Annotated in this window: 8 protein-coding genes; 4 read left to right on the top strand and 4 right to left on the bottom strand. The window is 73.0% G+C overall.

Translation table 11 applies throughout. The annotated features are described in order from the left end of the window. Positions 1-216: 216 nt before the first annotated feature. Together ACZ3IJ_RS02945 and ACZ3IJ_RS02940 are read left to right on the top strand one after the other, a co-directional pair. Positions 217-1914: an ABC transporter ATP-binding protein gene (locus ACZ3IJ_RS02945; RefSeq protein ID WP_467465885.1), complete on the top strand. Its 1698-nt coding sequence runs from the start codon at positions 217-219 to the stop codon at positions 1912-1914. Next, the gene (locus ACZ3IJ_RS02940; protein ID WP_467465884.1) at positions 1911-3776 is read left to right on the top strand and encodes an ABC transporter ATP-binding protein; all 1866 of its coding nucleotides are present in this window, start codon (positions 1911-1913) and stop codon (positions 3774-3776) included. Before ACZ3IJ_RS02945 ends, ACZ3IJ_RS02940 begins: the two co-directional genes overlap by 4 nt. 371 nt (positions 3777-4147) lie before the next feature. Here ACZ3IJ_RS02940 and ACZ3IJ_RS02935 read toward each other — a convergent pair whose 3' ends face one another. From ACZ3IJ_RS02935 to ACZ3IJ_RS02920, 4 genes are all read right to left on the bottom strand, one after another. Next, complete coding sequence (locus tag ACZ3IJ_RS02935) at positions 4148-4357, bottom strand: MbtH family protein (RefSeq protein WP_467465883.1); 210 nt, start codon at positions 4355-4357, stop codon at positions 4148-4150. Continuing rightward, the gene (locus tag ACZ3IJ_RS02930) at positions 4354-18660 is read right to left on the bottom strand and encodes an amino acid adenylation domain-containing protein (RefSeq protein WP_467465882.1); all 14307 of its coding nucleotides are present in this window, start codon (positions 18658-18660) and stop codon (positions 4354-4356) included. The genes ACZ3IJ_RS02935 and ACZ3IJ_RS02930 overlap by 4 nt, the downstream gene beginning before the upstream one ends. 175 nt (positions 18661-18835) lie before the next feature. Next, positions 18836-19879 carry an iron-siderophore ABC transporter substrate-binding protein gene (locus ACZ3IJ_RS02925; protein ID WP_467465881.1) on the bottom strand — a complete coding sequence of 348 codons (1044 nt, stop codon included), beginning with the start codon at positions 19877-19879 and terminating at the stop codon, positions 18836-18838. A 148-nt stretch (positions 19880-20027) separates the two neighbouring features. Next, positions 20028-21380 (bottom strand): lysine N(6)-hydroxylase/L-ornithine N(5)-oxygenase family protein, encoded by a 1353-nt coding sequence (locus ACZ3IJ_RS02920; protein ID WP_467465880.1) that lies wholly within the window; start codon positions 21378-21380, stop codon positions 20028-20030. A gap of 251 nt (positions 21381-21631) precedes the next feature. Here ACZ3IJ_RS02920 and ACZ3IJ_RS02915 point away from each other — a divergent pair, with 251 nt between their 5' ends. Next, positions 21632-22579 (top strand): methionyl-tRNA formyltransferase, encoded by a 948-nt coding sequence (locus ACZ3IJ_RS02915; RefSeq protein ID WP_467465879.1) that lies wholly within the window; start codon positions 21632-21634, stop codon positions 22577-22579. Positions 22580-22699: 120 nt separating this feature from the next. Next, entirely contained in the window at positions 22700-23809 is a 1110-nt protein-coding gene (locus ACZ3IJ_RS02910; protein WP_467465878.1) for a MarR family winged helix-turn-helix transcriptional regulator, read from the top strand. The last annotated feature ends 37 nt before the right edge of the window (positions 23810-23846 follow it).

Below are 23846 nucleotides of genomic sequence, written 5' to 3'. Positions count from 1 at the left end.
GCGTGGAACACGGTGGTGCGGCACGCGACATGACACACCGCCAATCGAACTTAGGTGAGCCTAACCGTACAGCCGTGAAGAGGTCAACGTGGCTGCGCAGCATGGCATTTCAGCCACACGCGCACGCGCCGGGAGAGCCCCCGGGCACCCTTGGCACCGGCGGTGTTTAAGGTAGCCTTACCTAATAATCCAGCTCTGTTTCTGTGGAGGCGTCGCATGCCCGCTGGAGGACCAACGGGAGGCTTCGTCCTCCGCAGAGCACTCGCCGATCAACGGCGCCGTGTCACCGGAGCCTCGCTCCTCGGCATGGCGCATCAGGTGTGCGAGGCTCTCGTCCCGGTCGTCATCGGTCTGGTCATCGACGAGGCGGTGGCGACCGGCTCCTCCGGCGCCCTGCTGCGGTGGCTGCTCGTGCTCGCCGGCCTCTTCCTCGTACTCTCCACCTGCTACCGCAACTCGGCACGGCTCGCCGAGGGCGCCGGCGAGTCGGCGGCGCACCGCATCCGGCAGGACCTCGCCGCCCGGGTGCTCGACCCACGGGGCGGCGCCGACAGCGGGCGGCTGCCCGGAGCGCTGACCGCCGTCGCGACCGGCGACGCCAAGCGGGTCGGATCGGTCGCCGCCGCGCTCCCGTACACCCTGTCCGCCGTCGCCGGGCTGGCGATCAGCGCCGTGGCCCTGCTCCGCATCTCCGTACCGCTCGGCCTGCTGGTCCTCCTCGGCGTCCCGCCGCTGCTGTGGCTCGGCCATGTCATCAGCCGCCCGCTCGAACGGCGCAGCGAGGCGGAGCAGGAGCACGCCGCCCACGCCTCCGGGGTCGCCGCCGACCTGGTCGCCGGCCTGCGCGTGCTGAAGGGCATCGGGGCCGAGGCGGCGGCGGTCTCCCGGTACCGGGAGACGAGCCGCAGCTCGCTGGCCTCGGCGCTGCGCGCCGCGACGAGCCGGGCGTGGCACGACGGCGCGATCCTCGCCCTGACGGGCATCTTCATCGCGGCGATCGGGCTCGTCGGGGCGCACCTCGCGATGAACGGCAGCATCACCGTGGGCGAGCTGGTGGCTGCCGTCGGCCTCGCCCAGTACCTCCTCGGCCCCTTCCAGCTCCTCACCTACGTCAACGGCGAGTTCGCCCAGGGCCGGGCCTCCGCCGAGCGGATCGCCGAGGTCCTCGCCTCGCCGCCCGCCGTCCCCGCGGGCACGGTCACCCTGGCCGACCCGGTCGCCGGGCGGCTGCGGCTCCGGGGGGTCACCCAGGGCGCGCTGCGCGGGGTCGACCTCGACATCGCGCCCGGCAGCCTCGTCGGCGTGGTCGCCCGTGACGCGGCCGCCGCGAACGACCTGCTGCTCTGTCTGGGCCGCGAACTCGACCCCGCCGAGGGGAGCGTCGAGCTCGACGGCGTACCGCTGACCGACCTCGGCCCGGACGACGCCCGCCGCGCGATCCTGGTCGCGCACCACGACGCCGACCTGTTCGAGGACAGCCTGCTCGCCAACGTGCGCGCCGGGGCGGAGCTCGACGGCGCGGACCTGGGTCCGGCACTCGCCGCCTCGGCCGCCGACGACGTCGCCCAGGCGCTGCCCGACGGCGTGGACACCGTCCTCACCGAGCGCGGCAAGTCGCTCTCCGGCGGTCAGCGCCAGCGCGTCGCGCTCGCCAGGGCTCTCGCCGCCGACCCGCCGGTCCTCGTCGTCCACGACCCGACCACGGCCGTCGACACCGTCACCGAGGCCCGCATCGCCGGCCGGCTGCGGGACCTGCGCCGCGGCCGCACCACGGTCCTGGTCACCACGAGCCCCGCGCTGCTCGCCGGGACCGACGTGGTCGTCATGCTCGACGACGGCCGGGTGACCGCCGAGGGCAGCCACCCGGAGCTGGTCGCCGAGCACGAGACGTACCGCTCGGCGGTGCTGGCATGACGACCGCCCCGGACCGGGCCGGCCAGGACCGAGACCCGCAGGACCGAGACCCGCAGGACGAAGGACGGACGATGAGCGGACCCGGCACACCCGAACGCGAGCTGCTGCCCACCGCGAGCGGCGCCCGGACCCTCGCCGTCGTCCGCGAGCTGGTGCGCCGTCACCGGCTCCTCGCCGTGGGCGCGGTGACCGTCCTCGTCGTCGGCACGGCCATCGGGCTGCTGACGGCGCCGCTGCTGGGCCGGATCGTGGACCTCGTCGTGGAGAAGCGCGGCGCGTCCGCGCTGACCGTCCCGATGCTGCTCCTCCTCGCGGTCGCCGTCGCCCGCGGCATCGCGACCGCGATCGGCAAGTCGCTCGTCGCCAGGCTCGGCGAGACGGTCCTGGCGGACCTGCGGGAACGGTTCATCGCCCGGGCACTGCGGCTGCCGCTCGAACGGGTCGAGCAGGCCGGTTCGGGCGACCTCACCTCGCGGGTGACGGGCGACGTGACCCTGATCGCGCGGGCGGTACGGCAGGCGCTTCCCGAGTTCGCCGGCGCCTTCCTCACGATCGTGCTCACCCTCGTGGGTCTGACCGTCCTCGACTGGCGCTTCCTGCTCGCCGTGCTGATCGCCGTCCCGGTCCACGTCCTCACCGTGCGCTGGTACATCCCGCGCGCCGCGAGCATCTACGGCGAGCACCGGGTGGCGACGGGCGCGCTGCAGCACCAGCTGCTCGACAGCATCGGCGGCGTCCGTACGGTCCGCGCGTTCCGTCTCAACGGCCGGCACGCGGAACTCCTGGAGCAGCGCTCGCAGACGGCGGTGGACCTGGCGGCGCGCGGTATGCGCCTGGTCTCGGGGTTCTTCTCGCGTCTCAACATCGCCGAGTTCATCGGCATGACCTCGATCCTCGTCACCGGGTTCTTCCTGGTCGACAACGGCGCGGTGAGCATCGGTACGGCGACGGCTGCGGCGCTCTACTTCCACGGTCTGTTCAACCCGATCAACGCCGCGCTCTTCCTCATCGACGACGCCCAGTCGGCCGGCGCGAGCCTCGCCCGCCTGGTCGGCGTGTCGAGCCTCCCGGCCGAGCGGGAGACCGACGAGCGGGCCGCCGTGCCGGTCGACGGCTCGGTCAAGGTGACGGACCTCGGCCACGCGTACGTGGACGGCCACCCGGTGCTCGCCTCGGTGGACCTGGAGGTCCGGGAGGGCGAGCGGGTGGCCCTCGTCGGTGCCAGCGGCGCGGGCAAGACCACGCTGGCGAAGCTGATCGCGGGTGTGCACGACCCGTCGACCGGCGCGATCTCCCTGGGTGGCGTGGACTCCCGGGAGCTGGGCCCGGCCGGGGTCCGGCGGGCGGTCACCCTGATCAGCCAGGAGGTCCACGTCTTCGCCGGACCGCTCTCCGAGGACCTGCGGCTGGCCCGCCCCGGGGCGACGGAGGAGGAGCTGCGCGCCGCGCTGGACCGTGTCGGCGCCCTGGAGTGGGTCGACGCGCTGCCCGAGGGGGCGGCCACGGTCGTGGGCGAGGGCGGCCACCGCCTCACGGTGACCCAGGCCCAGCACCTGGCCCTGGCCCGGCTGGTCCTCACGGACCCGCCGATCGCGATCCTCGACGAGGCAACCGCCGACGCCGGCAGCGCGGGCGCCCGCGTCCTCGAGACGGCCGCGCTGCGCGCCTTGGAGGGCCGTACGGGCCTGATGGTGGCCCACCGCCTCCCCCAGGCGGCGACCGCCGACCGCGTCGTGGTCCTGGACCGGGGGCGGGTCGTGGAGACGGGCACGCACGAGGAACTGGTCGCGGCGGGCGGACGGTACGCGGAGCTGTGGTCGGCCTGGTCGGACAGCCGCCGGGAACCGTCGGTCCCGGCGTAGGCTGCGCGCCGCGTCGAAGAAGGCTCCCTCCCGGGATCTCCGGGCGGGAGCCTTGCGCGTTGTGGGCAATCGTTCCGCTGGGGCGTGGGGGTCCCCCGGACGAAGTCGGGGAGGGTGGGCACAACGGGACGGCGCCCTTGCGGGCCCGTCCGCCCCGTGCCCCTGCGTTCACCGCGTGGGTCCCTGGTCAAGGCGACGGCCTCGTCGGTACCGGGGGGCCATGTGCGGAACGCGCCCGCAGGGGCGCCGTCCCGTGTGCCCAGTCGTCCCGCCCTGCGGGACGATTGCCCACAAGGCGAGGGGGCGGCGCACGGCCAAACGCCGCCGCCCCGGGAGCGGGGCTCCGGGGCGGCGGCGTCGGGTCGTGACGGTCAGGACTGCTGGGCCGCCAGGCTGGCCGGGCGGAGGTCCGTCCAGTGTTCCTCGACGTACGCCAGGCACGCCTCACGCGTCTCCTCGCCGAAGACCGTCCGCCAGCCGGCCGGTACCTCGGCGAACGAGGGCCACAGCGAGTGCTGGTTCTCGTCGTTGACGAGGACCAGGAAGCGGCCCTGCGGGTCCTCGAACGGGTTGGTGCTCATGCGTTGTCACTCCTTGTCGAACGCGCGGTCATGGCGGTGAACAGCTCGGAGAGCGGCTGTCCGGGGTCGGCTGCCACGGCGTGCAGCAGCCTCTGAAGTTCGTCGGCGAGTCGCCGCGCCTTCGCGGTGCCGAGCAGGTCGGTCGCGTGGATCAGTCCGCAGTGGACGGGCCCGTCACCCTGCGGCTCGTAGAAGCTGAGGGTCAGCCGCGCCCTGGTGGACCCGGTCGGTACGGCTTCGAGGGAGCCGACCCCGCCCTCCAGCTGCTCCAGGTCCGCCTGTTCATGGTGGATCACCATGACCTGCGGGCCCTCCTGGGGCAGTCCGGCAACCCGGACGACCTCGTCGAACGGCACGTCCTGCCGGTCGAGGGCGCCGAGCGTGGCCTCCCGTACGCGGGAGAGCAGCTCCGCGAAGGTCGGGTCACCCGCGGTGTCGGTGCGCAGCACGACCGTGTTGAAGAAGCAGCCCACCAGGTCGGCCAGTTGGTCGTCCGTACGACCCGCGACCAGGGTGCCGATGGGCAGGTCCGTGCCGGCGCCGTGGGCGGTGAGCAGGGCCGCCAGGGCGGAGTGCAGCACCATGAACATGCTGGTGCCTGTCGTCCGGGCGAGCTCGTCCACGGCGGCGTGCAGCCGCTCGTCCAGGACGAAGCCCACATGGTCCGCACCGGGCGTGGAGGAGCGCGGGCCGTCCGCCGGGAGGGCCAGCTCGGCCGGTGCGTCCTTCAGCGTCTCGCGCCAGTAGGCGAGCTGCCGGCCGCCGCGGCTGCCCGGGGCGTCGAGGTCGCCCAGGACCTCGCGGGCCCACCGGGCGTAGTCGGTGTACGACACGGGCAGCGGCCGCCACGCGGGGGCGCGGCCTTCCGAACGCGCCGTGTAGGCCGCCGTCAGGTCACGGAAGAGCGGGACCACCGACCATTCGTCCACGGCGAGGTAGTGCATGGTCAGCAGCAGCGCCTGCGCGCCGTCGGGCGCTGTCAGCAGGCGGGCGCCGAACGGTGCCGCACGGCCGGGATCCGGTGCTCCGCCGGCCAGTTCGGTCAGGCGCGCGTCCAGGTCGGCGCACTCCTCCAGGACGAGCACCGGGGGCTGGACGGCCCGGTGGTGGAGCGTGCGGCCGCGTTCCGTGAACGCCGTGCGCAGGGGCTCGTGCCGGGCCGCCACGTCGGCGAGGGCCGCGGACAGCACGTCCGCGTCCAGGCCTCCGGGCGCGCGCAGCACCAGCGCGTGGTCGAAGCGGGGGGTACGGCGGTACGCGTCCCACTGCCAGCGCTGGACGGGCGCGGCGAGGAGTTCCTCCTGGCGGTGGTCCTCCTCACGGTGGCCCTCCCGTCGGTGCGACTCCTGCCGGACTTCCGCCGGGCGCAGTGCCGGGCGGGCCGTCGACGCTCCCTTGAGCTTGCCCTCGATGCCGGCGACGGTCAGCGCGTCGAAGACGTCCCTGATGCTGAGCTCGACGCCGAACTCGGCCCGGATGCGGCCCAGGAGCCGCATGGAGGCCATGGAGTGGCCGCCGAGCGCGAAGAAGTTGTCGTGGACGCCCACCCGCTCCAGCTTGAGGATCTCACCGAACAGGGCGGCCAGCCGGGCTTGCGTCTCGTTGACGGGCGACGCGTCTCCGGTCATCGACGCCCAGTCGGGTGTAGGCAGCGCCTTGCGGTCCAGCTTGCCGTTCGGGGTCAGCGGCAGCGGGCCGTCCAGCGGCACGACGAGCGCGGGGACCATGTACTCGGGCAGCAGCCCGGCCACGTGGGCGCGCAGCTCCTGCGGGTCGAGCTCCACGGACTCCCCCGCCTCCGGGACGGCGTAGCCGACGAGGCGGACGATGTCGCCGTCGCGGTCGGGCAGCACGGCTGCCTGGGCGACTGCGGGGTGACCGGCGAGGGCCGCCTCGATCTCGCCCAGCTCGATGCGGAAGCCGCGCACCTTGACCTGGGTGTCGACGCGGCCGAGGAAGTCGAGGTTGCCGTCGGCGCGCCAGCGGGCGCGGTCGCCGGTGCGGTACATCCGCGCGCCGGGCTCGGTGGCGTACGGGTCGGCGACGAACCGCTCGGAGGTCAGCGCGGTCTTGCCGAGGTAGCCGCGGGCGAGGCCGCGTCCGGAGACGTACAGCTCGCCGACGACGCCGGGCGGGACCGGCCGCAGGTGCTCGTCCAGGACGTAGGCGCGGGTGTTCGGGTCGGGCCGGCCGATCGGCACCCGGCCGGACGGGCGGCCTCCGTGCTCGCGCGAGGGCCAGAGCGTGGAGTTGACCGTCGCCTCGGTGAGTCCGTAGGCGCAGATCAGATGGGCCGTGGCACCGAACCGCTCGAAGACGTCCGGCGGCACGGTCTCCGTGCCGACGAGGACGGTCGACCCCTCCGGGAGCTCGCAGCCGGGAGGCAGGGCCGACACGAGGGACGGCGGAAGGATCATGTGGGTGATCCGCTGCTCCGCGAGGAAGTCGGTGAGCGCCGGTCCCGCGACCCGTGCTTCGTCCGTGATGAGGACGAGCCGGCCGCCGTGGCAGAGTGCCATGGACAGTTCGAAGGCGAAGACGTCGAAGCCGATCGAGGCGAACTGCAGGACGTGGCTGTCGTGTTCGAGCCCCATGCGGTCGACGGCGGTGGCGACGAGGCTGGAGATCCCCTCGTGCGGGACGACGACGCCCTTGGGCCGTCCGGTGGAGCCGGAGGTGTAGATGACGTACGCCGCCTGGTCGAGAAGGACCGGCCGCCCGCCGACCGCGGTCTCCGGCAGGGTCTCCAGCTCGGCGGCCACCGACGGTTCGTCGAGCAGCACCACCGGCACGCCCGCCACCTCGGGGATCTTCCCGGCGACCGGCTCGGTGCCGACGACGAGCGCCGCCCGCGAGTCCTCGATCATGTACGTGAGGCGGTCGGCCGGGTGGACCAGGTCGAGCGGGAGGAACGCGGCGCCCAGCTTCAGCGCGGCGAGCACCGTGGCGACCATGTCGACCGAGCGGGGGACGGCCACGCCGACCACGCTCTCGGCACCGGCTCCGCGTGCCGCGAGCAGTCGGGCGAGGCGGTTGGCGCGGGCGTCGAGCTCCGCGTAGGTGACGGACCGGTCTCGGTCGACGACGGCGACGGCGTCGGGGCGCTCGCCGAGCCGCTGGGCGAACAGTGCCGGGAAGGACTCCTCGTCGACCTCGCGGGAGGTGGCGTTGAAGCCGTCCAGGACCAGCCGCCGCTCGTCGTCGCCGAGGATCTCGGCCCGCGAGACGGGCTGCCCGGGCGCGGCGACGAGGGCCGCGACGAGGGTGCGGAGGCCCTCGCCGAGACGCTCGGCGGTCCGGTGGTCGAACAGCTCGGTGGCGAACTCCAGACGGCAGCCGAGGGAGCCGGTGCCGCCGTCGGCGGGCGTGTGCTCGGTGAAGCTGAACACGAGGTCGAACTTGGCCGAGCGGATGCGGAAGGGGACGTACTCGACGCCTAGACCGGTCAGTTCCAGGCCGTCGCCCGTGCGGGCGTGGTAGCCGACCATCACCTGGAACAGCGGGTTCCGCGAGAGGGAACGGGTCGGGTTGAGCTTCTCCACCACGGACTCGAAGGGAACGTCCGCGTGCGAGAAGGCGGCGAGGTCGGTCTCCCGCACCCGGGCGAGCAGCTCGGTGAAGCTCGGGTCGCCGCTCAGGTCGGTCCGCAGCACCAGGGTGTTGACGAAGAAGCCGACGAGGTCGTCGAGGGCCTCGTCGCCGCGCCCGGCGATGGGCGAGCCGACGGAGATGTCCGTACCGGCGCCCATGCGGTGCAGCAGGGCGGCCACGGCCGCGTGGACGACCATGAACATGCTGGCGCCGGTCTCGCGGGCGAGCCGCTTCAGGCCTTCGTGGACGTCGGCGTCGAAGGCGATGTCCAGTTCGGCGCCGGTGAACGCCGGCCGGGCCGGGCGGGGCCGGTCCGTGGGCAGTTCCAGCTCCTCGGGTGCGCCTTCCAGGGTCGTGCGCCAGTACTCCAGCTGGCGGGCGGCCAGGCTCTCCGTGTCCGCCGGGTCGCCGAGCAGCCGCTGCTGCCACAGGGCGTAGTCGGCGTACTGGACGGGCAGGGGCTCCCACTGCGGGGCCTCGCCGTCGACGCGGGCCGCGTAGGCGGTGGCCAGGTCGCGGAGGAAGGGACGGTCCGACCACTCGTCGGTGGTGATGTGGTGGAGCAGCAGGACGACCACGTGGTCCTCGGCTGCCAGCTCGACGACCGTGGCGCGCACGGGCAGTTCGGCGGCGAGGTCGAAGGGCCGGTTGACGGCGGCCTCGACGAGGTCGGGCACCTGGTCCTCGGTGGCGTGCAGCCGCTCCACGACGGGACGGGCCTCGTCGACGGGCAGGACGCGCTGGACGGCCTGACCCTCGTGTTCCACGAAGACCGTCCGCAGGGCTTCGTGCCGGGCGGTCACGTCGGCGAGCGCCGTCTCCCACGCCGCCACGTCCAGGGCGCCGCGCAACCGCATGACCAGCGGGAAGTTGTACGCGGCCGAGGTGCACTCGATCTGCTGGATGACCCACAGGCGCTGCTGGGCGTGCGAGAGCGGGAGTTCGTCGGGCCGCTCCCCCGCGGTCAGAGCCGGCCGTGCGGCGCCGCCGGAGCGGTCCGCGCGCTCGAGCAGCTCGGCCACCGTGGGTGCCTCGAAGAGGTCGCGGATGGCGAGTTCGGCGTCCAGCGCGGTACGGGCCCGGCTGACGAGCCGGGTGGCGAGCAGCGAGTGGCCGCCGAGCTCGAAGAAGTCGCTGTCGATGCCGACGCTGCCCTCCGGCAGGCCGAGCGCCTCGGCGAAGAGCGCGCAGAGCGTCTCCTCGCGCGGCGTGCGCGGGGCGCGGCTCGTGCCGGTTCCGGCGAAGTCCGGTGCGGGCAGGGCTCGTACGTCGAGCTTGCCGTTGACGGTGAGCGGGAGGGTGTCCACGGGGACGAGCGCGGAGGGGACCATGTAGTCGGGCAGCGCGGCCTTCAGGTGGTCGCGGAGCCGCTGGAGCAGCTCCTCGCCGGGCGCGGTGCCGTCCTCGGGTGCGAAGTAGCCGACGAGACGCTTGGTGCCGGTGCTCTCGTTGACGACGACGGCCGCGTGGGCGACCTCGGGGTGCGAGGACAGAGCCGTGGAGATCTCGCCGAGTTCGATCCGGTAGCCGCGGATCTTCACCTGGTCGTCGGTGCGTCCCAGGAAGTCGAGCAGCCCGTCGGGCCGCTGCCGTACGAGGTCGCCGGTGCGGTACATCCGCTCCCCCGGCTCGCCGAACGGGTCGGCGACGAACCGCTCGGCCGTGAGGCCGGGCCGGTCGTGGTAGCCGCGGGCCAGGCCCGTGCCGGCGATGTACAGCTCGCCGGGGCAGCCGGGCGGGACCAGGCGCAGCATGGCGTCCAGGACGTGGGCGCGGGTGTTCCGGATGGGCATGCCGACGGTGGAGGTCGCGCTGTCCGTGGTGGAGCCGCCGAGGGTGTTGATGGTGTACTCGGTCGGCCCGTAGAGGTTGTAGCCGTAGGTGCCCTCGGTGCGGCGCAGCGTGCTCCACACGGTGTCGGACACGGCCTCGCCGCCGAGCAGGACCAGCGCGGGGCGGTGCTTCCCGGCCGCCTCGTCGTGGTCGAGGAGGCCCTCCTCGATGAGCAGCTGGGCGTACGTGGGGGTCACGTTGACGACGTCGACCCGGTGCAGGTCGCAGTAGGCGACCAGCGCCTCCGCGTCGCGGCGCAGCTCCTCGTCGCAGACGTGGACCTCGTGGCCCTCGACGAGCCAGAGCAGCTCCTCCCAGGACATGTCGAAGGCGAAGGAGACGGTGTGGGCGATGCGCAGTCGCCGGCCTCCGGCAGAGGCGATGGCCGGGTCGAAGATCTCCTTCTGGTGGTTGAGCTGCATGTTCGTCAGACCCCGGTAGGGGGTGACGACGCCCTTGGGCCGGCCGGTGGAGCCGGAGGTGTAGATGACGTACGCGGGGTGTTCGAGCCGGTCCTCGACGTCGTGGGCGAAGGCGGGCCGCTCGGCGTCGGTGATCTCCCCGCCGGGGAGGGCGGCCAGTTCGGCGGCCACGGTCTCGTCGTCCAGCGGGAGTTCGGGGGCGACGGGGCCCTCGGGTGCCCTGAGTGCGGGGGCGACCGCGGTGGTGGTGACCAGGCAGAGGGGTCCGGTGTCCTCGACCATCAGGCGGAGCCGGTCGGCCGGGTGGTCCAGGTCGAGCGGCAGATAGGCGGCGCCGGTCCGCAGGACGGCGAAGAGCGCGGCGACCATGTCGATGGAGCGGGGCAGGGCGAGCGCCACGACCTTCTCCGGGCCCGCTCCCCTGGCGAGGAGCAGCCGGGCGATCCGGTTGACGTGCGCGTCCAGTTCGGCGTAGGTGAGGGCGCGTTCGCCGAAGACGAGCGCCACCGCGTCCGGGGTGCGGGCGACCTGGGCCGTGAGCATGTCGGCGATGGTCTCGTTCGGCACCGGCTCCCGGCTGCCGGCCACCTCGGCCGCCAGGGCGGCGTGCTCGGACGGCAGCAGGAGGTCCACGCCGACGGTGCGGGCGGTGACGGCGTCCGGGCGGGCGAGGATCTCGCCGAGCCGCTCCAGGACGGTGGTGAACCGGCCGAGGATCGTGTGCGCGGCCTCCGCGTCGAACAGGTCGGGCCGCGCCGCCAGCGTGACCCGCAGCCGGGTCTCGGGAGTGACGATCAGGGTGAGGGGGAAGTGGGTGCCGTCCACGTTGGAGACGTCGGTGATGCCGTGCCGCTGCCGGAGCTCCGCGGCACGGTCCTCGCCGTCGGCGGAGCGCAGCACGAAGAGGGTGTCGAACAGCCGCCGGTGGCCGGTCTCCTGCTGGAGGGTCCCGAGGCCGACGTACTCGTACGGCATGACCGAGGCGCGCTCGGACTGCATCCGGCGCAGCAGGTCCAGCAGCGGCTCGTCCGGGGCGAACGCGACACGCGCGGGGATGGTGTTGAGGAACATGCCGATGATGCCGGCGACGTCCGGTACGTCCGCGGGGCGGCCGGCGACCGCGGTGCCGAAGGCGACGTCGCCACGGCCGGTCATCGCCGAGAGGACCAGGCCCCAGGCGGCGTTGAGCACCGTGTTCAGGGTGAGACCGTGCTGCCGGGCCAGCGCGCGGAGGCGGTCGCTGGTCTCCTTGGTGAGTACGGCGTCGAAGTCGGCCGGGATGACCGGGCCCGCGTCGCGGCCGGTCGGTGCGACGAGGGTCGGCTCGTCGAAGCCGGCGAGCGCGCCGCGCCAGGCGTCGAGGGCCTGGCCGGTGTCCTGCCGGTCGAGCCAGGCCAGGTAGTCGCGGTACGAGCCGGGCGCGGGCAGACCGGTGGTGTCGCCGGCCCGCTCGTACAGCGTGAACAGCTCCTCCAGGAAGAGCCAGGCGGACCAGCCGTCCCACAGGATGAGGTGGTGGGTGACGACGAGCCGGTCCCGCCCGTCGCCGAGCCGGATCAGCTGGAGGCGGCAGAGCGGCGGGGCGGACAGGTCGAAGCGCTGCCGGCGGTCGGCGGCGAGGAGCGCGTCCACCCGGGCGCGCCGCTCCTCGGCGGACAGCTCGGAGAGGTCGGTCTCCGTCAGCGGGATCTCGGCGCCGTCGGCGATGAACTGGACGGGCCGGGGCAGGCCGTCGCTGGTGAACCCGGCGCGCAGGCTCGCGTTGCGTTCCAGGAGCGCCCGGCAGGCGGCGCGCAGCCGGTCGGCGTCCAGAGGGCGGTCGAAGTCCAGGGTCTCCTGCGACAGGTAGACGTCGAGGGCGTCGCCGGTGTCGTAGGTGGCGTGGAAGTACATGCCCTCCTGGAGCGGGGAGAGCGGCCAGACGTCGGCGACCGGGAGTCCCGCGACGGCTGCGACGCGGGCGGTCTCCTCGGCGGTCAGTTCGAGGCCGCCGAGCGGCGCCGGGGCCGGGGGCTCGGCGGGGGCGCCGGCGGTCAGCTGGGCGAGCAGCGCCTGGAGGGCCGGGTCGACGGCGGCGCCGGACTGCGCCTGCGCGGCGAGCATCGCCTGGAGGGCGGCGGCGGCCTGCCCGGCGTCGGCGGCGGACATGCTCACCCCGGCGGCGGGCACTTCGGGAGCGGTCTCGACGGCGGGTCCGTCCGGCACCTCCGCGGCCGTCGCGGCGAGCGCGGCGGGCGTACGGTGCTCGAACACATCGCGCGGGCTGATGGTCAGTCCCCTTTCACGGGCCCGGGTGGCGACGGCGATCGAGGTGAGGCTGTCGCCGCCCAGGACGAAGAAGTCGTCGTCGGCACCGATCCCGGCGATACCGAGGACGTCGGTGAAGATCTCGCAGAGGGCGCGCTCGCGTTCGTCGCGGGGCGCGCGTCCGCCGGCCCTGGGGGCGACGGTCGGCGAGGGCAGGGCGTTCTGGTCGAGCTTGCCGCTGGGGGTCAGCGGCAGCGTGTCGAGGGCCATGACGGCCGCCGGCACCATCGCGGCGGGCAGCGCGTCGGCGAGCGCCGCGTGGAGGGCTTCGCCGTCGAGGGCGGTCACGGCGCCGGAGCCGCCCGGCGCCGGGACGGCGTAGCCGAGGAGCGTGCCGTCGCGGACGACGACGGCGGCGCGGGCGACCCCCGGGAGCGCGGCCAGGGCGGCCTCGATCTCGCCCAGTTCGACGCGGTTGCCGCGCACCTTGACCTGGCGGTCGGTGCGGCCGAGGTAGTCGACGGCGCCGTCGGGGCGCCGGGCGACCAGGTCGCCGGTGCGGTACATGCGGGCACCGGGCTCCCCGAACGGGTCGGCGACGAACCGCTCGGCGGTCAGCCCGTGCCGGTCGTGGTACCCGCGGGCCAGCTGGACGCCGGCGAGGTACAGCTCGCCGGGGACGCCGTCCGGGACGGGGCGCAGGAAGGCGTCGAGGACGTACAGGCGGGTGTTCCAGACGGGGCGGCCGATCGGAACGGCGAGTTCGTCGTCCCCTTCGTACGGGAAGTACGTGACGTCGACGGCGGCCTCGGTGGGGCCGTAGAGGTTGTGCAGCGGCACCGGGCCGTGGCCTCGGCGGGAGGTCAGCTCCGCCCAGCGGCGGGCGTCGGCTCCGGTCAGGGCCTCGCCGCTGCAGAAGACGCGGCGCAGGCTCCTGGCCCACTCGGGGGTTTCCTGCGCGGCCTCCATGACCTGGACGAACGCGGCCAGCATCGAGGGCACGAAGTGCGTGGTCGTGATCCGCTCGGTGGCGATCAGCTCGGCGAGGTACGCCGGGTCGCGGTGGCCGTCGGGCCGGGCGAGGACGACGGTCGCGCCTTCGACGAGGGCCCAGAAGAACTCCCAGACGGAGACGTCGAAGCTGGACGGCGTCTTCTGGAGCACGCGGTCGTGGACGGTGAGCCCGTACTCGTCCTGCATCCAGGCGAGCCGGTTGACGATCGCGCGGTGGGTGACCGCGACGCCCTTGGGGCGGCCGGTGGACCCCGAGGTGTAGATGAGGTACGCGGGGTGGTCGGGACCCGCGTGCGCGGTCGGTGTGCCGGCCGTCTCCTCGTCACGGTCCACCAGGACGTGGGCGAGTCCGGGGACGTCGGGCAGCCGGACGGACGCGGCGGCGGTGGTGACGACCGTACGGGTACCCGAGTCGGCGAGCATGAACGCGACCCGGTCGGCGGGGTAGTCGAGGTCGAGGGGCAGGTAGGCGGCGCCCGCCTTGTGGACGCCGAGCAGCGCGACCATGAGCTCCGCGGAGCGGGGCACCGCGACCGCGACGAAGTGTTCGGGGCCGGCGCCCCGCGCCCGCAGCCGTCGGGCCAGCGCCTCGGCGCGCCGGTCGAGTTCGGCGTAGGACAGCGTGGTGCCCTCGAAGACGACGGCCGGGGAGTCCGGCGTCCGGGCGACCTGTGCGGCGAAGAGGGAGGCCAGGGTGGCGTCCGGGTCGGGGAGCGGGTGTGTCGTGGCGTTCAGCCCGGCGAGGCGCTCCTCCTCCCGGCCGGAGAGCGTCCCGACACGGGCGACGGGCCGGGCCGGATCGTCGACGAGTGTCCGCAGCAGTGCCTCGAACCGGTGGGCGACGACGGCCACGGTCAGCTGGTCGAGCCGGGCCGCGTCGTACTTGAACCTGAGGGCGAGGTGGTCGCCGTCGTGCTCGACGATCAGCGCGAGCGGGTAGTGGACGGCGTCGAAGACCTCGGCGCCGGTGACGCGCAGCGTCTCCTGGCGCGGTGCCGGGGAGAGCTCGCCGGAGGGGAAGTTCTCGAACACCACGAGCGTGTCGAAGAGTTCTCCGCCACCGGCGATCCGCTGGATCTCGGCGAGCCCGAGGTGCTGGTGGTCCAGGAGGGTCGCGTGCTCGTCCTGGAGGCGCCGCAGCAGCTCGACGAGGGTCTCGCCACCGTGCAGGGTGACCCGGGCGGGGACGGTGTTGATGAACAGGCCGACCGCCGAGTCCAGCCCCCTGACCTCGGTCGTACGTCCGGAGACGGTGGTGCCGAACACCACGTCCCGGCTGCCGGTCAGACCACCGAGGAGCAGGGCCCAGCCGCCGTTCAGAACGGTGCTGAGGGTGAGCCCGTGGCTGCGGGCGCGGGCCGCGAGGTCGGCGGTGAGCGACTCGGGCAGCCGGACGTCGACGTGCTCGGGCCGGGCGGCCGGCGCCGCCTGCTCGCCCACGGCGGAGGCGAGGGCGGGCAGCCGGGTCGGACCGTCCAGGTCGGCCAGGGCCTGGCGCCACGCGTCGCGGGCGGCGTCGAGGTCCCGGCTCGCGAGCCAGGCGAGGTACGCGTCCGGGGCGGGCGGTTCGGGCAGGGCGTCGCCCGCGCAGGCGGCGGTCAGTTCGCGCAGCAGGACCGAGACCGACCAGCCGTCGGCGATGATGTGGTGCAGCGTGAGCAGCAGGCGGTGGCGCTGCCCGTCCCGGATCAGGGTGGCCCGCATCAGCGGGGGCCGGGCGAGGTCGAAGCCCTCGGCACGGTCGTCCCGCAGGATGTCCGCCACCGGGGTGCGGGCCGTGTCGGCCTCGCGCCAGGGCAGGTCGGTGCGGTCGGAGATCCGCTGGACGACCTCGCCGCCGGGGAGCTGGCGGAAGGAGGCGCGCAGCAGCGCGTGCCGGTCGAGGAGCAGCTGGAGCGCCTGCCTGAGCCGGTCGGGGTCGACCGTGCCCTCGAGGTCGAGGAGTTCCTGGACGACGTAGAGGTCGGCGGCCTCCCGGTCGAACTCGGCGTGGAAGAAGAAACCTTCCTGGAGCGGGGAGACGGGCAGCGCGTCCGCGTCGAGCTCCACGGCCCGGGGGGCCTCGGAGGCCGCCTCGGCGGTGTCCGAGGCGGACCGGGCGAGCGCCGCCACGGTCCGCTGCCGGAAGACGTCGCGCGGGGTGATCACGAGCCCGGCCTCACGGGCGCGGTTGACGAGCTGGATCGCGACGATGCTGTCGCCGCCCAGTTCGAAGAAGCTGTCGTGGACCCCGACCGACGGCAGACTGAGCACCTCGGCGAAGAGCGCGGCGAGCGCGGTCTCGGCCGGGGTGGTGGGCGCGTCGCCACCGGCCGTCGCGGTCCAGCGGGGCTCGGGCAGGGCGCGGCTGTCGAGCTTGCCGTTGGGCGTCAGGGGCAGCGGCCCGTCGAGCCGGACGACGGCGGAGGGGACCATGTAGTCGGGCAGTGTCCCGGCGATCCGGGCCCGCGCCTCGGCGACGGAGGCCTCCGGGTCCGTACCGGCCTCCGCGACGAGGTAGGCGACGAGCCGCTTGGCGCTCCGGTGGTCCTCACGGACGAGGACGGCGGCCTGGGCGACGCCGGGGCAGGCCATGAAGGCGCTCTCGATCTCGCCGGGCTCGATGCGGTGGCCCCGGATCTTGATCTGGCCGTCGGCGCGTCCCAGGAACTCCAGGTTGCCGTCGGCGCTCCAGCGGACGCGGTCGCCCGTGCGGTACATCCGCGCGCCGGGCTCGTCGGCGTACGGGTCGGCGACGAAGCGCTCGGAGGTGAGGCCCGGCCGGCCCAGGTAGCCGCGGGCGAGGCCGCGTCCGGAGACGTACAGCTCGCCTTCGGTGCCGACGGGGACGAGGCGGAGCGCCGCATCGAGCACGTAGGCACGGGTGTTGGGGTCGGGTTCGCCGATCGGCGCGGGCCCGGGCCGGTCGGGCGTCGCGACCCAGAGGGTGGAGTTGACGGTCGCCTCGGTGAGTCCGTACGCGACCACGACCTGGAGGCGTCCGGCCCAGCGGGCGATCAGCTCGCTGGGGACCGCCTCGGTGCCGACGATCAGGACGGCGCCGTCCGGCAGTTCGCAGTCCTGCGGGAGGGCGGAGACGAGGGACGGCGGAAGGATCATGTGGGTGGCGCCGTGGCGGGCGATGTACTCCGTGAGCGCGGGACCGGCGACACGGCGCTCGGTGGGGACGACGATGATCCGGCCGCCGACGCACAGGGACATGATCAGGTCCCAGACCGTCACGTCGAAGCCCACGGAGGCGAACTGGACGACGCGGCTCTCGGCGGTGATCCCGACGCGGTCGGTGGCGGTGGCGACGAGGCTGCCGACGCCGTCGTGGGAGACGACCACGCCCTTGGGGCGGCCGGTGGAGCCCGAGGTGTAGATGACGTACGCCGCGCGGTCCAGGGCGATGTCGAGGCCGAGGTCGGAGCCGTCGAGGGCGTCGTTCGCGGCCGTCAGCGCAGGCTCGTCGAGAAGCAGACGGGCGACGCCGGGGGCGTCGGGCAGCGCGCCCGACAGCTCGCGGGTGGTGAGGACCGTGCGCGCGCCGGCGTCGTCGAGCATGTAGGCGATCCGGTCCTGCGGGTGGTCGGCGTCCAGCGGCAGGTAGGCCGCACCCGCCTTCATCACCGCGAGCAGGGAGACGACGAGGTCGGCGGAGCGCGGGACGGCGACGGCGACGATGTCCTCGGCGCCGACGCCGCGGGCGGCCAGGAGCCGGGCCAGCCGGTTGGCTGCCGCGTTCAGTTCGCCGTAGGTGAGCTCGCGATCCTCGCAGACGAGGGCGACGGCGTCCGGGGTACGGCGGACCTGCCGCTCGAACGCGGCGGGCCAGGAGAGCTCGGGCGACTCCCGGGGCTTGTCGCCGAACTCGTCGAGGAGCCGCGTCCGTTCGGAGGACGAGGTCAGGTCGATGTGGCCGACCGGGCGGTCGAGGTCCTCGACGAAGGCGTCGAGCAGTGCGAGGAATCGGCGCTCGTGGTCCCGCAGCGTCGCCTCGTCGCAGACCTCGGCGTCGGCGTCGAGGTGGACGCAGATGCCGCGCCCGTCGCCGCACTCGGCGAAACTGAGGGCCAGGTCGCTGACCGGGCCGAGCCAGACGGGTTCGAGCTCGGTCGCGAGGTCACCGAACCGCAGGTCTTCCGGGCGCGGGAGGACGTTGACCGTGGGGCCGACGAGTTCGTGCACGCCGTCGGGCAGACCCAGTTCCCTGGCCAGGTCCTCGGCACGGTAGCGCCCGTGGGCGACCGCCTCGCCGACCGCGCGCCGTACCTCGGCGAGGAGTCCGGCGACGGTGGTGCCGGGGCGGACGGAGAGCCGCAGCGGCACGATGTTGGAGACCATGCCGGGGACGTCGGCGGAGGCCGCGTCCTGGCGGGCGGCGATCGGCAGGCCGAGGACGAGGTCCTGCTCGCCGCTGACCCGGTGGAGGTAGGCGGCGACGGCCGCGACGAGCAGGCGGGACGGCCGGGTGCCGGCGCGTTCGGCGGCGGCGTGCAGCCGCTCGGCCTGCCGGGAGCTCAGTTCGGACGTACGGCGCACGCGCCGGGTCATGGGGACCGGGGCGCGCTCGACGAGGCGTACGGGCTCGGGCCGGTCGGCCATGCGGGCCAGCCAGTAGGCGCGGTCCTCCTGGTGTGCGGCGGAGGCGCGGTAGGCGAGGTCGGCGTCGACCAGACGGGAGACCGCCCAGTCACGCGGGGCGGGGGCATCGTCGCCGGCGGTGTACAGCTCGCCGACCCGGCGGGTGACGAGCGCGACGCCCATGCCGTCGACGACGATGTGGTGGTAGCGCTGGTACCAGACGACGTGGTCGTCGGCGAGGCGCAGCACCGCGTGGCCGAAGAGGGGGCCCTGGGAGAGGTCCATGGGGCGTTCGCGGTCGGCGGCCATCCAGTCGGCGGCGGCCCGCTCGGGGTCGGCGGCACCGCGCAGGTCGACGACGGGAAGGTCGACGGGGGCGGGGGCGGGGGTCTGACGGGGCCCGCCGTCGCCCGCGCGGACGCGCACGTGCAGGCCCTCGGCCTCCTCGACGGCCTGCCGCACGGCGGCGGTGAGGCGGTCGACGTCGGCGTCGCCGTGCAGGTCCAGGGCGAACACGATGTTGTAGGCGGAGCTGTCCGGGTCGATCTGCTGGGCAAGCCAGATGCCGGATTGCCCGCCCGTGACGGGTATGCCGGAGGTGGACGTCCGGTCCGACTCGACGTCAAACATCGTTCGAATGGGCCTTTCCCTGGTGTGCGTCGGTGAGGTGTGTCCGGCGCGCCCCGCTCCCGGGCCCCGCGCCGGGGAGGGGGGCCACCGTGAGTGCGGTGGCGTGGCGCGGGGCTGCCGGGAGCGGGGCGCGGTTCCGCCGGGTGGCGGACGGGCCGGATGCCGGTGACGGGCGTTACTTGACGGCCGCGATCAGCGGCTCGACCTCGTCGATGGCGTACGGGATCGACAGGACGGTGTTGAAGGAGAAGGCCGCGCCGATGTCCGGGTCCTGGTAGGGCACGAACAGGTCGCGCTTCTCCGAGTTGACCTTCAGCTTCTTGTAGAGCGGCTCGGCCTTGATGCGGTCGTTGGCCTCGGTGCTGGAGGTGACCCAGACGAGCCGGTCGACGTCGAGCACGTTCAGCTTCTCGGCGCTCAGTTCGGCGACGTTCCAGCCCGGCTTCGCCAGGGTGTCGATCTCGGGCTTCAGCTTGAAGCCGAGCTCGGAGAAGAAGATCGCCTTCGGGTCGGTCTTGGTGAAGGCCGAGTACTTGCCGGCCTCGAAGCTGTCGGCGACGGCGAGGGTCTTCGTGGCGAACTCGGGGTGCTTGTCGCGGACGGCCTTGAAGCGGGCGTCGATGCCGGAGATCAGCTTCTCGGTCTCCGCGTCCTTGCCGAGGGACTTGCCGATCTGCCGCGTCATGACCTGCCAGGACGCGCCGTAGTCGGGCAGGTCCTTGGGCTGGGCCACGACCTTGGTGAACTTCGAGAGCGTGTCGTACTGCTCCTTCTTCATCCCCGAGTACTGCGCGATGACGAGGTCGGGCTTCAGGGCCGCGATCTTCTCGATGTTGTACTCGTCGCGCTCACCGACGATCTCGGGCTTGGCGGACCCCCACTTGTCCTTCGTCCACGGCCACTTGCCGTACGGCTGCTCCTTGAACCAGTCCACCGCGCCGACCGGCTTGATCCCCAGCGCCAGCACCGCGTCCTGGTCCGACAGGCCCAGGGTGACGACCCGCTTCGGCTCCGCGTCGATGGTGGTGGAGCCGTACTTGTGCTCCACGGTCACGGGGAAGGCGGCGGAGGACTTGCTCGCCTCGCCCGAGGGCTTGGACTCGGTCTTCTCGGTGCCGCCCCCACAGGCGGACAGCGCGAGCGCGGCGACGGTGGCGACGGCCACCTGCGGGAAGTGTCTGACGAACCGCGTCAGAGCGGGGCGCGTACCAGTGGACACGGAGGTTCCTTTCACGGGGATCACACGGTGCGTGCCACGACCGCCGCGTACGAGGACGCTACGAGACAGCCGGGGCGGGTGGAGCTGGTGGGGCGATGGGGGGTGGGGTTCTGGCAGGCGGCGGAGGCCTGGCGGAGCGGGGACGGGGTCAGCGGATCGAGCCGATGCCGTCGGCGACCGGCCGGGGCTCGTCCAGGGCCGGCTCCTGACCGCGGTCGAGGATCGAGTCCAGGATCTCTCCGACCCTGATCGCGGTGTTGGAGAGCAGGGACGAGGTGATGCCGTGGGTGTGCTCGGTACCGCCCTGCAGATAGATGCCGCAGCGCACCGCGGGGTCCGTCGAGATGCGGTAGTCCCGCTCGACGCGGACCCGGCCCTGTTCGTCCCGGTGGCAGCTCTTCGCGACCTCCCCCAGGAGCCTCAGGGGCTCGGCAGGGCTGTAGCCGGTGGCGAGGACCACGACGTCGGCGTCCAGCACGTTCTCCTCGCCGGTGACCAGGGAGGTGACGGTGGCGCGGACCGTGTCCGGGGTCTCCTCGACGCCGGTCAGGCGGGAGATGTTGAGGAAGCGCAGCCGTTCGGCACCGAGCACCTTCTCCTGGTACGCCACCCGGTAGAGCTCGTCGATCAGATCGATGTCCACGACCGAGTAGTTGGTGTTCCCGTGATAGTCCATCAGGCGGCGCTTGATGTCGTCGGGAGCCGTGTAGTACTCGTCGACCGCCTCGGGGTCGAAGATGCGGTTGGCGAAGCTGCTGTCGTCCGCCGGGCTGTAGCCGTAGCGGGAGAAGACGGCGCAGACCTCGGCCTGCGGGAAGCGGCGGTGGAGGTACGCCACGTTCTCGGCGGCGCTCTGGCCGGCGCCGACCACGATGAAGCGCGTGGGGTCGGTGCCCTCCAGGCCGTCGACCTTGGCGAGCAGGTCGGAGTTGTGCCACACGCGGTCGCCGCGCTCGACGCCTTCGGGCATGAGGGGCCGAAGTCCCGTACCGATGACGAGGTTTCGCGCGCGGTGGACGACGGTCTCCGAGCCCGAGCGGGCCGTGACGTCGAGGTACTCCACGACTCCGTCGCGTACGACGGGCTCGACGGAGACGACCTCGTGGCCGTAGGAGACCATGTCGTCGACCTTCGCCGCAGCCCACTCGAAGTAGTCGTGGAACTCGACGCGGAGCGGGAAGAGGTTCTTGTGGTTGACGAAGTCGATCAGCCGGCCCTTGCTCTGCAGATAGCGCAGGAAGGTGTACTCGCTGGACGGGTTACGGAGCGTCACCAGGTCCTTCAGGAAGGACACTTGCATCGTGGCGTCGTCGATGAGCATGCCGCGGTGCCAGCCGAAGTTGGGCTGGCGCTCGAAGAAGTGAGCAGTGACCGCCTCCTGCCTGCCGACGCGAGCGTTGTGCTCGCTGAGCGCGATCGCCATGGCCACGTTGGACGGCCCGAAGCCGATTCCTATGAGGTCATGGATCAGAGGTGCGTCGCCAGGAAGAACCTGTGACATGTCACTCCCATCGTGCGGGACAGCCGCCTGTCAGGCGAGGATGAAAAGTACGAGACGCCGAGCCCGCCGGTGGCGTCAGCCAGGGCGAACTTAGGTAAAGCTAACCTGACTTGCCCCGAGCTGTCGACCGGACGAATCGGTCACGCGCGAGAAAGCAGCACTGAACACGCGTGAAAACAGGGGCCGTTGCATCCTTAGGTAAGCCTTGCTTTACTTGGCGACGGTCATTCGCTCTTCCGAGGAGGAACTCCATGCGGGTCGTCATGTTCGGTTACCAGACCTGGGGGCATCGAACCCTGCAAGCTCTCCTGGACTCCGAGCACGACGTCGTGATGGTCGTGACGCACCCCAAGAGCGAGCACGCCTACGAGAAGATCTGGAGCGACTCCGTCGCCGACCTCGCCGAGGAGCACGGCGTCCCCGTCGTCATCCGCAACAGGCCTGACGACGAAGAGCTGTTCCAGCGGCTCAAGGAGGCCGACCCGGACATCATCGTGGCCAACAACTGGCGCACCTGGATCCCGCCGCGGATCTACACCCTCCCCCGCCACGGCACGCTCAACGTCCACGACTCGCTGCTGCCCAAGTACGCGGGCTTCTCGCCGCTGATCTGGGCCCTCATCAACGGCGAGCGCGAAGTCGGCGTCACGGCCCACATGATGGACGAGGTGCTCGACGCCGGCGACATCGTGGACCAGCGCGCGGTGACCGTGGAACCCACGGACACGGCGACCGACCTGTTCCACAAGACCGTCGATCTCATCGCCCCCGTCACGGTCGGCGCCCTGGACCTGATCGCCTCCGGGCAGACCGAGTTCACCAAGCAGGACCGCTCCCAGGCCAGCTTCTTCCACAAGCGGTCCGAGGAGGACATCCGGATCAACTGGGACTGGCCCGCCGACGCCCTGGAGCGCCTGGTCCGCGCCCAGTCCGCGCCCTACCCGGCCGCGTTCACCTTCCACAAGGGCCGGCGCCTCGAAGTCCTCTCCGCCGTGGTGTCCGAGGGCCGTTACGGCGGTACGCCCGGGCGCATCTTCTACCGCGAGGGCGAGGGCGTGGCGATCGTCGCCGGCGCCGACGCCCGCACCGGCCGCAACCACGGTCTGGCGATCACTCGCGTACGGACCGAGGACGGCCAGGAGCTGTCCGCCACCGACTACTTCACCTCGATGGGCGGCTACCTCACCAGCCGCCCCTGACGGCCCCCGCGCCGCGCCCCGCTGAACTCCGGCGCCCCCAGACGGTCCTGGGGGCGCCGGCTCCCCTTCCGGCACGAGTAGGTTAGGGTCACCTAACTTGAACTGCGAACAGGTACATCGATGCAACCACGGGTTACCTCCGGCACCGCGCACGATGCGAACGGCACACGGTTCGCCGTCGTCGGCATATCGAACATGCCGACCGACTGGGCTCAGGTCTTCAGCTCCCTCGCCAACGCCGATCTGACGCTCGGCACCCTCGACGTCGACATCACCGCCGCGGCCCCCGTCCCGTCGCCCGCCACGGGTCCCGGCATCGACACGAGGCGGGGAGCCGACGGCGCCGGGACATCCGGAGACGACGAGCCCCGCACCCCCGTCGCCTCCGGCCCGCCCTCGCTCAGTACGACACCACCGAGCGTGCTGAACCTCAACGCCTACCTGATGTACGCCATCGGCAAGGCCGCGCGCCGCAGACTCACGGACCGGCTGACCGCCCACGGACTGCGCCTGTGGCATCTGACCGTGATGGCGATGGTGGCCGACCTGGGCCCCCAGATGAAGACGGTCCTCGCGTCCCGCCTCGACATGAACGCCAGCGACCTGGTGAAGATCGTCAACGATCTGGTCAGGACGGGCCATGTCGACTGCGGCCGGGACCCGGCCGACCGGCGCCGCGTCGTCGTACGGCTGACGCCCGAGGGCCGCTCGTTCCTCGATCTGCTCAACGCGGACATCGCCTCGACCGACGACGACATCCTGGCCCCGCTGGACGCGGAGGAACGCGACCAGCTCGCCTCTCTCCTCCGCCGGGTCCACCGTCACCTCGAACCGGCACCGGCGAGCGTCGTCCACGAGCCCACGCGGTACGACCCCCCGGCGCGTACGGACTCCGTCGAGGACGGCCGGATCGACTGGACGCACCCGGCCGAGCGGATCGCCCGGCTCGTCGAGGCCCGGAGAGACCGCTTTCCGACCGCCTACACCCACCACCAGGGCCGGCGGCTGGAACTCCTCGCGGCGACGGTCTCCGAGCGGACCTACTCCGGCGCCCCCGGCCTCGTGCTCCACCACGAGGACGAGGGCGTGGTGATCGTCACGGGAGCCGATGCCCCCACGAGCGGCGAACGCGGGCTCGTGCTGCGCCGCTTACGCACCGAAGCCGGCCGGGAGATGTCGGCGGAGGAGTACTTCCCCTCCGAGGGGGAGCTGCTCGCCCACCAGCCCTGACGGGACAGGCCACCCCGTCCCCCGCCGCACCCGGCCC

The sequence above is a fragment of the Streptomyces sp. NPDC013317 genome (genome assembly GCF_055563155.1).
This window is presented reverse-complemented; position numbering and strand designations above follow the sequence as displayed.

Bases quoted from the DNA above. Each gene is read 5' to 3' on its own strand.
- ACZ3IJ_RS02935 (WP_467465883.1), bottom strand. From the start codon at position 4,357: ATGAGCACCAACCCGTTCGAGGACCCGCAGGGCCGCTTCCTGGTCCTC.
- ACZ3IJ_RS02930 (WP_467465882.1), bottom strand. From the start codon at position 18,660: ATGTTTGACGTCGAGTCGGACCGGACGTCCACCTCCGGCATACCCGTC.
- ACZ3IJ_RS02945 (WP_467465885.1), top strand. From the start codon at position 217: ATGCCCGCTGGAGGACCAACGGGAGGCTTCGTCCTCCGCAGAGCACTC.
- ACZ3IJ_RS02910 (WP_467465878.1), top strand. From the start codon at position 22,700: ATGCAACCACGGGTTACCTCCGGCACCGCGCACGATGCGAACGGCACA.
- ACZ3IJ_RS02920 (WP_467465880.1), bottom strand. From the start codon at position 21,380: ATGTCACAGGTTCTTCCTGGCGACGCACCTCTGATCCATGACCTCATA.
- ACZ3IJ_RS02915 (WP_467465879.1), top strand. From the start codon at position 21,632: ATGCGGGTCGTCATGTTCGGTTACCAGACCTGGGGGCATCGAACCCTG.
- ACZ3IJ_RS02940 (WP_467465884.1), top strand. From the start codon at position 1,911: ATGACGACCGCCCCGGACCGGGCCGGCCAGGACCGAGACCCGCAGGAC.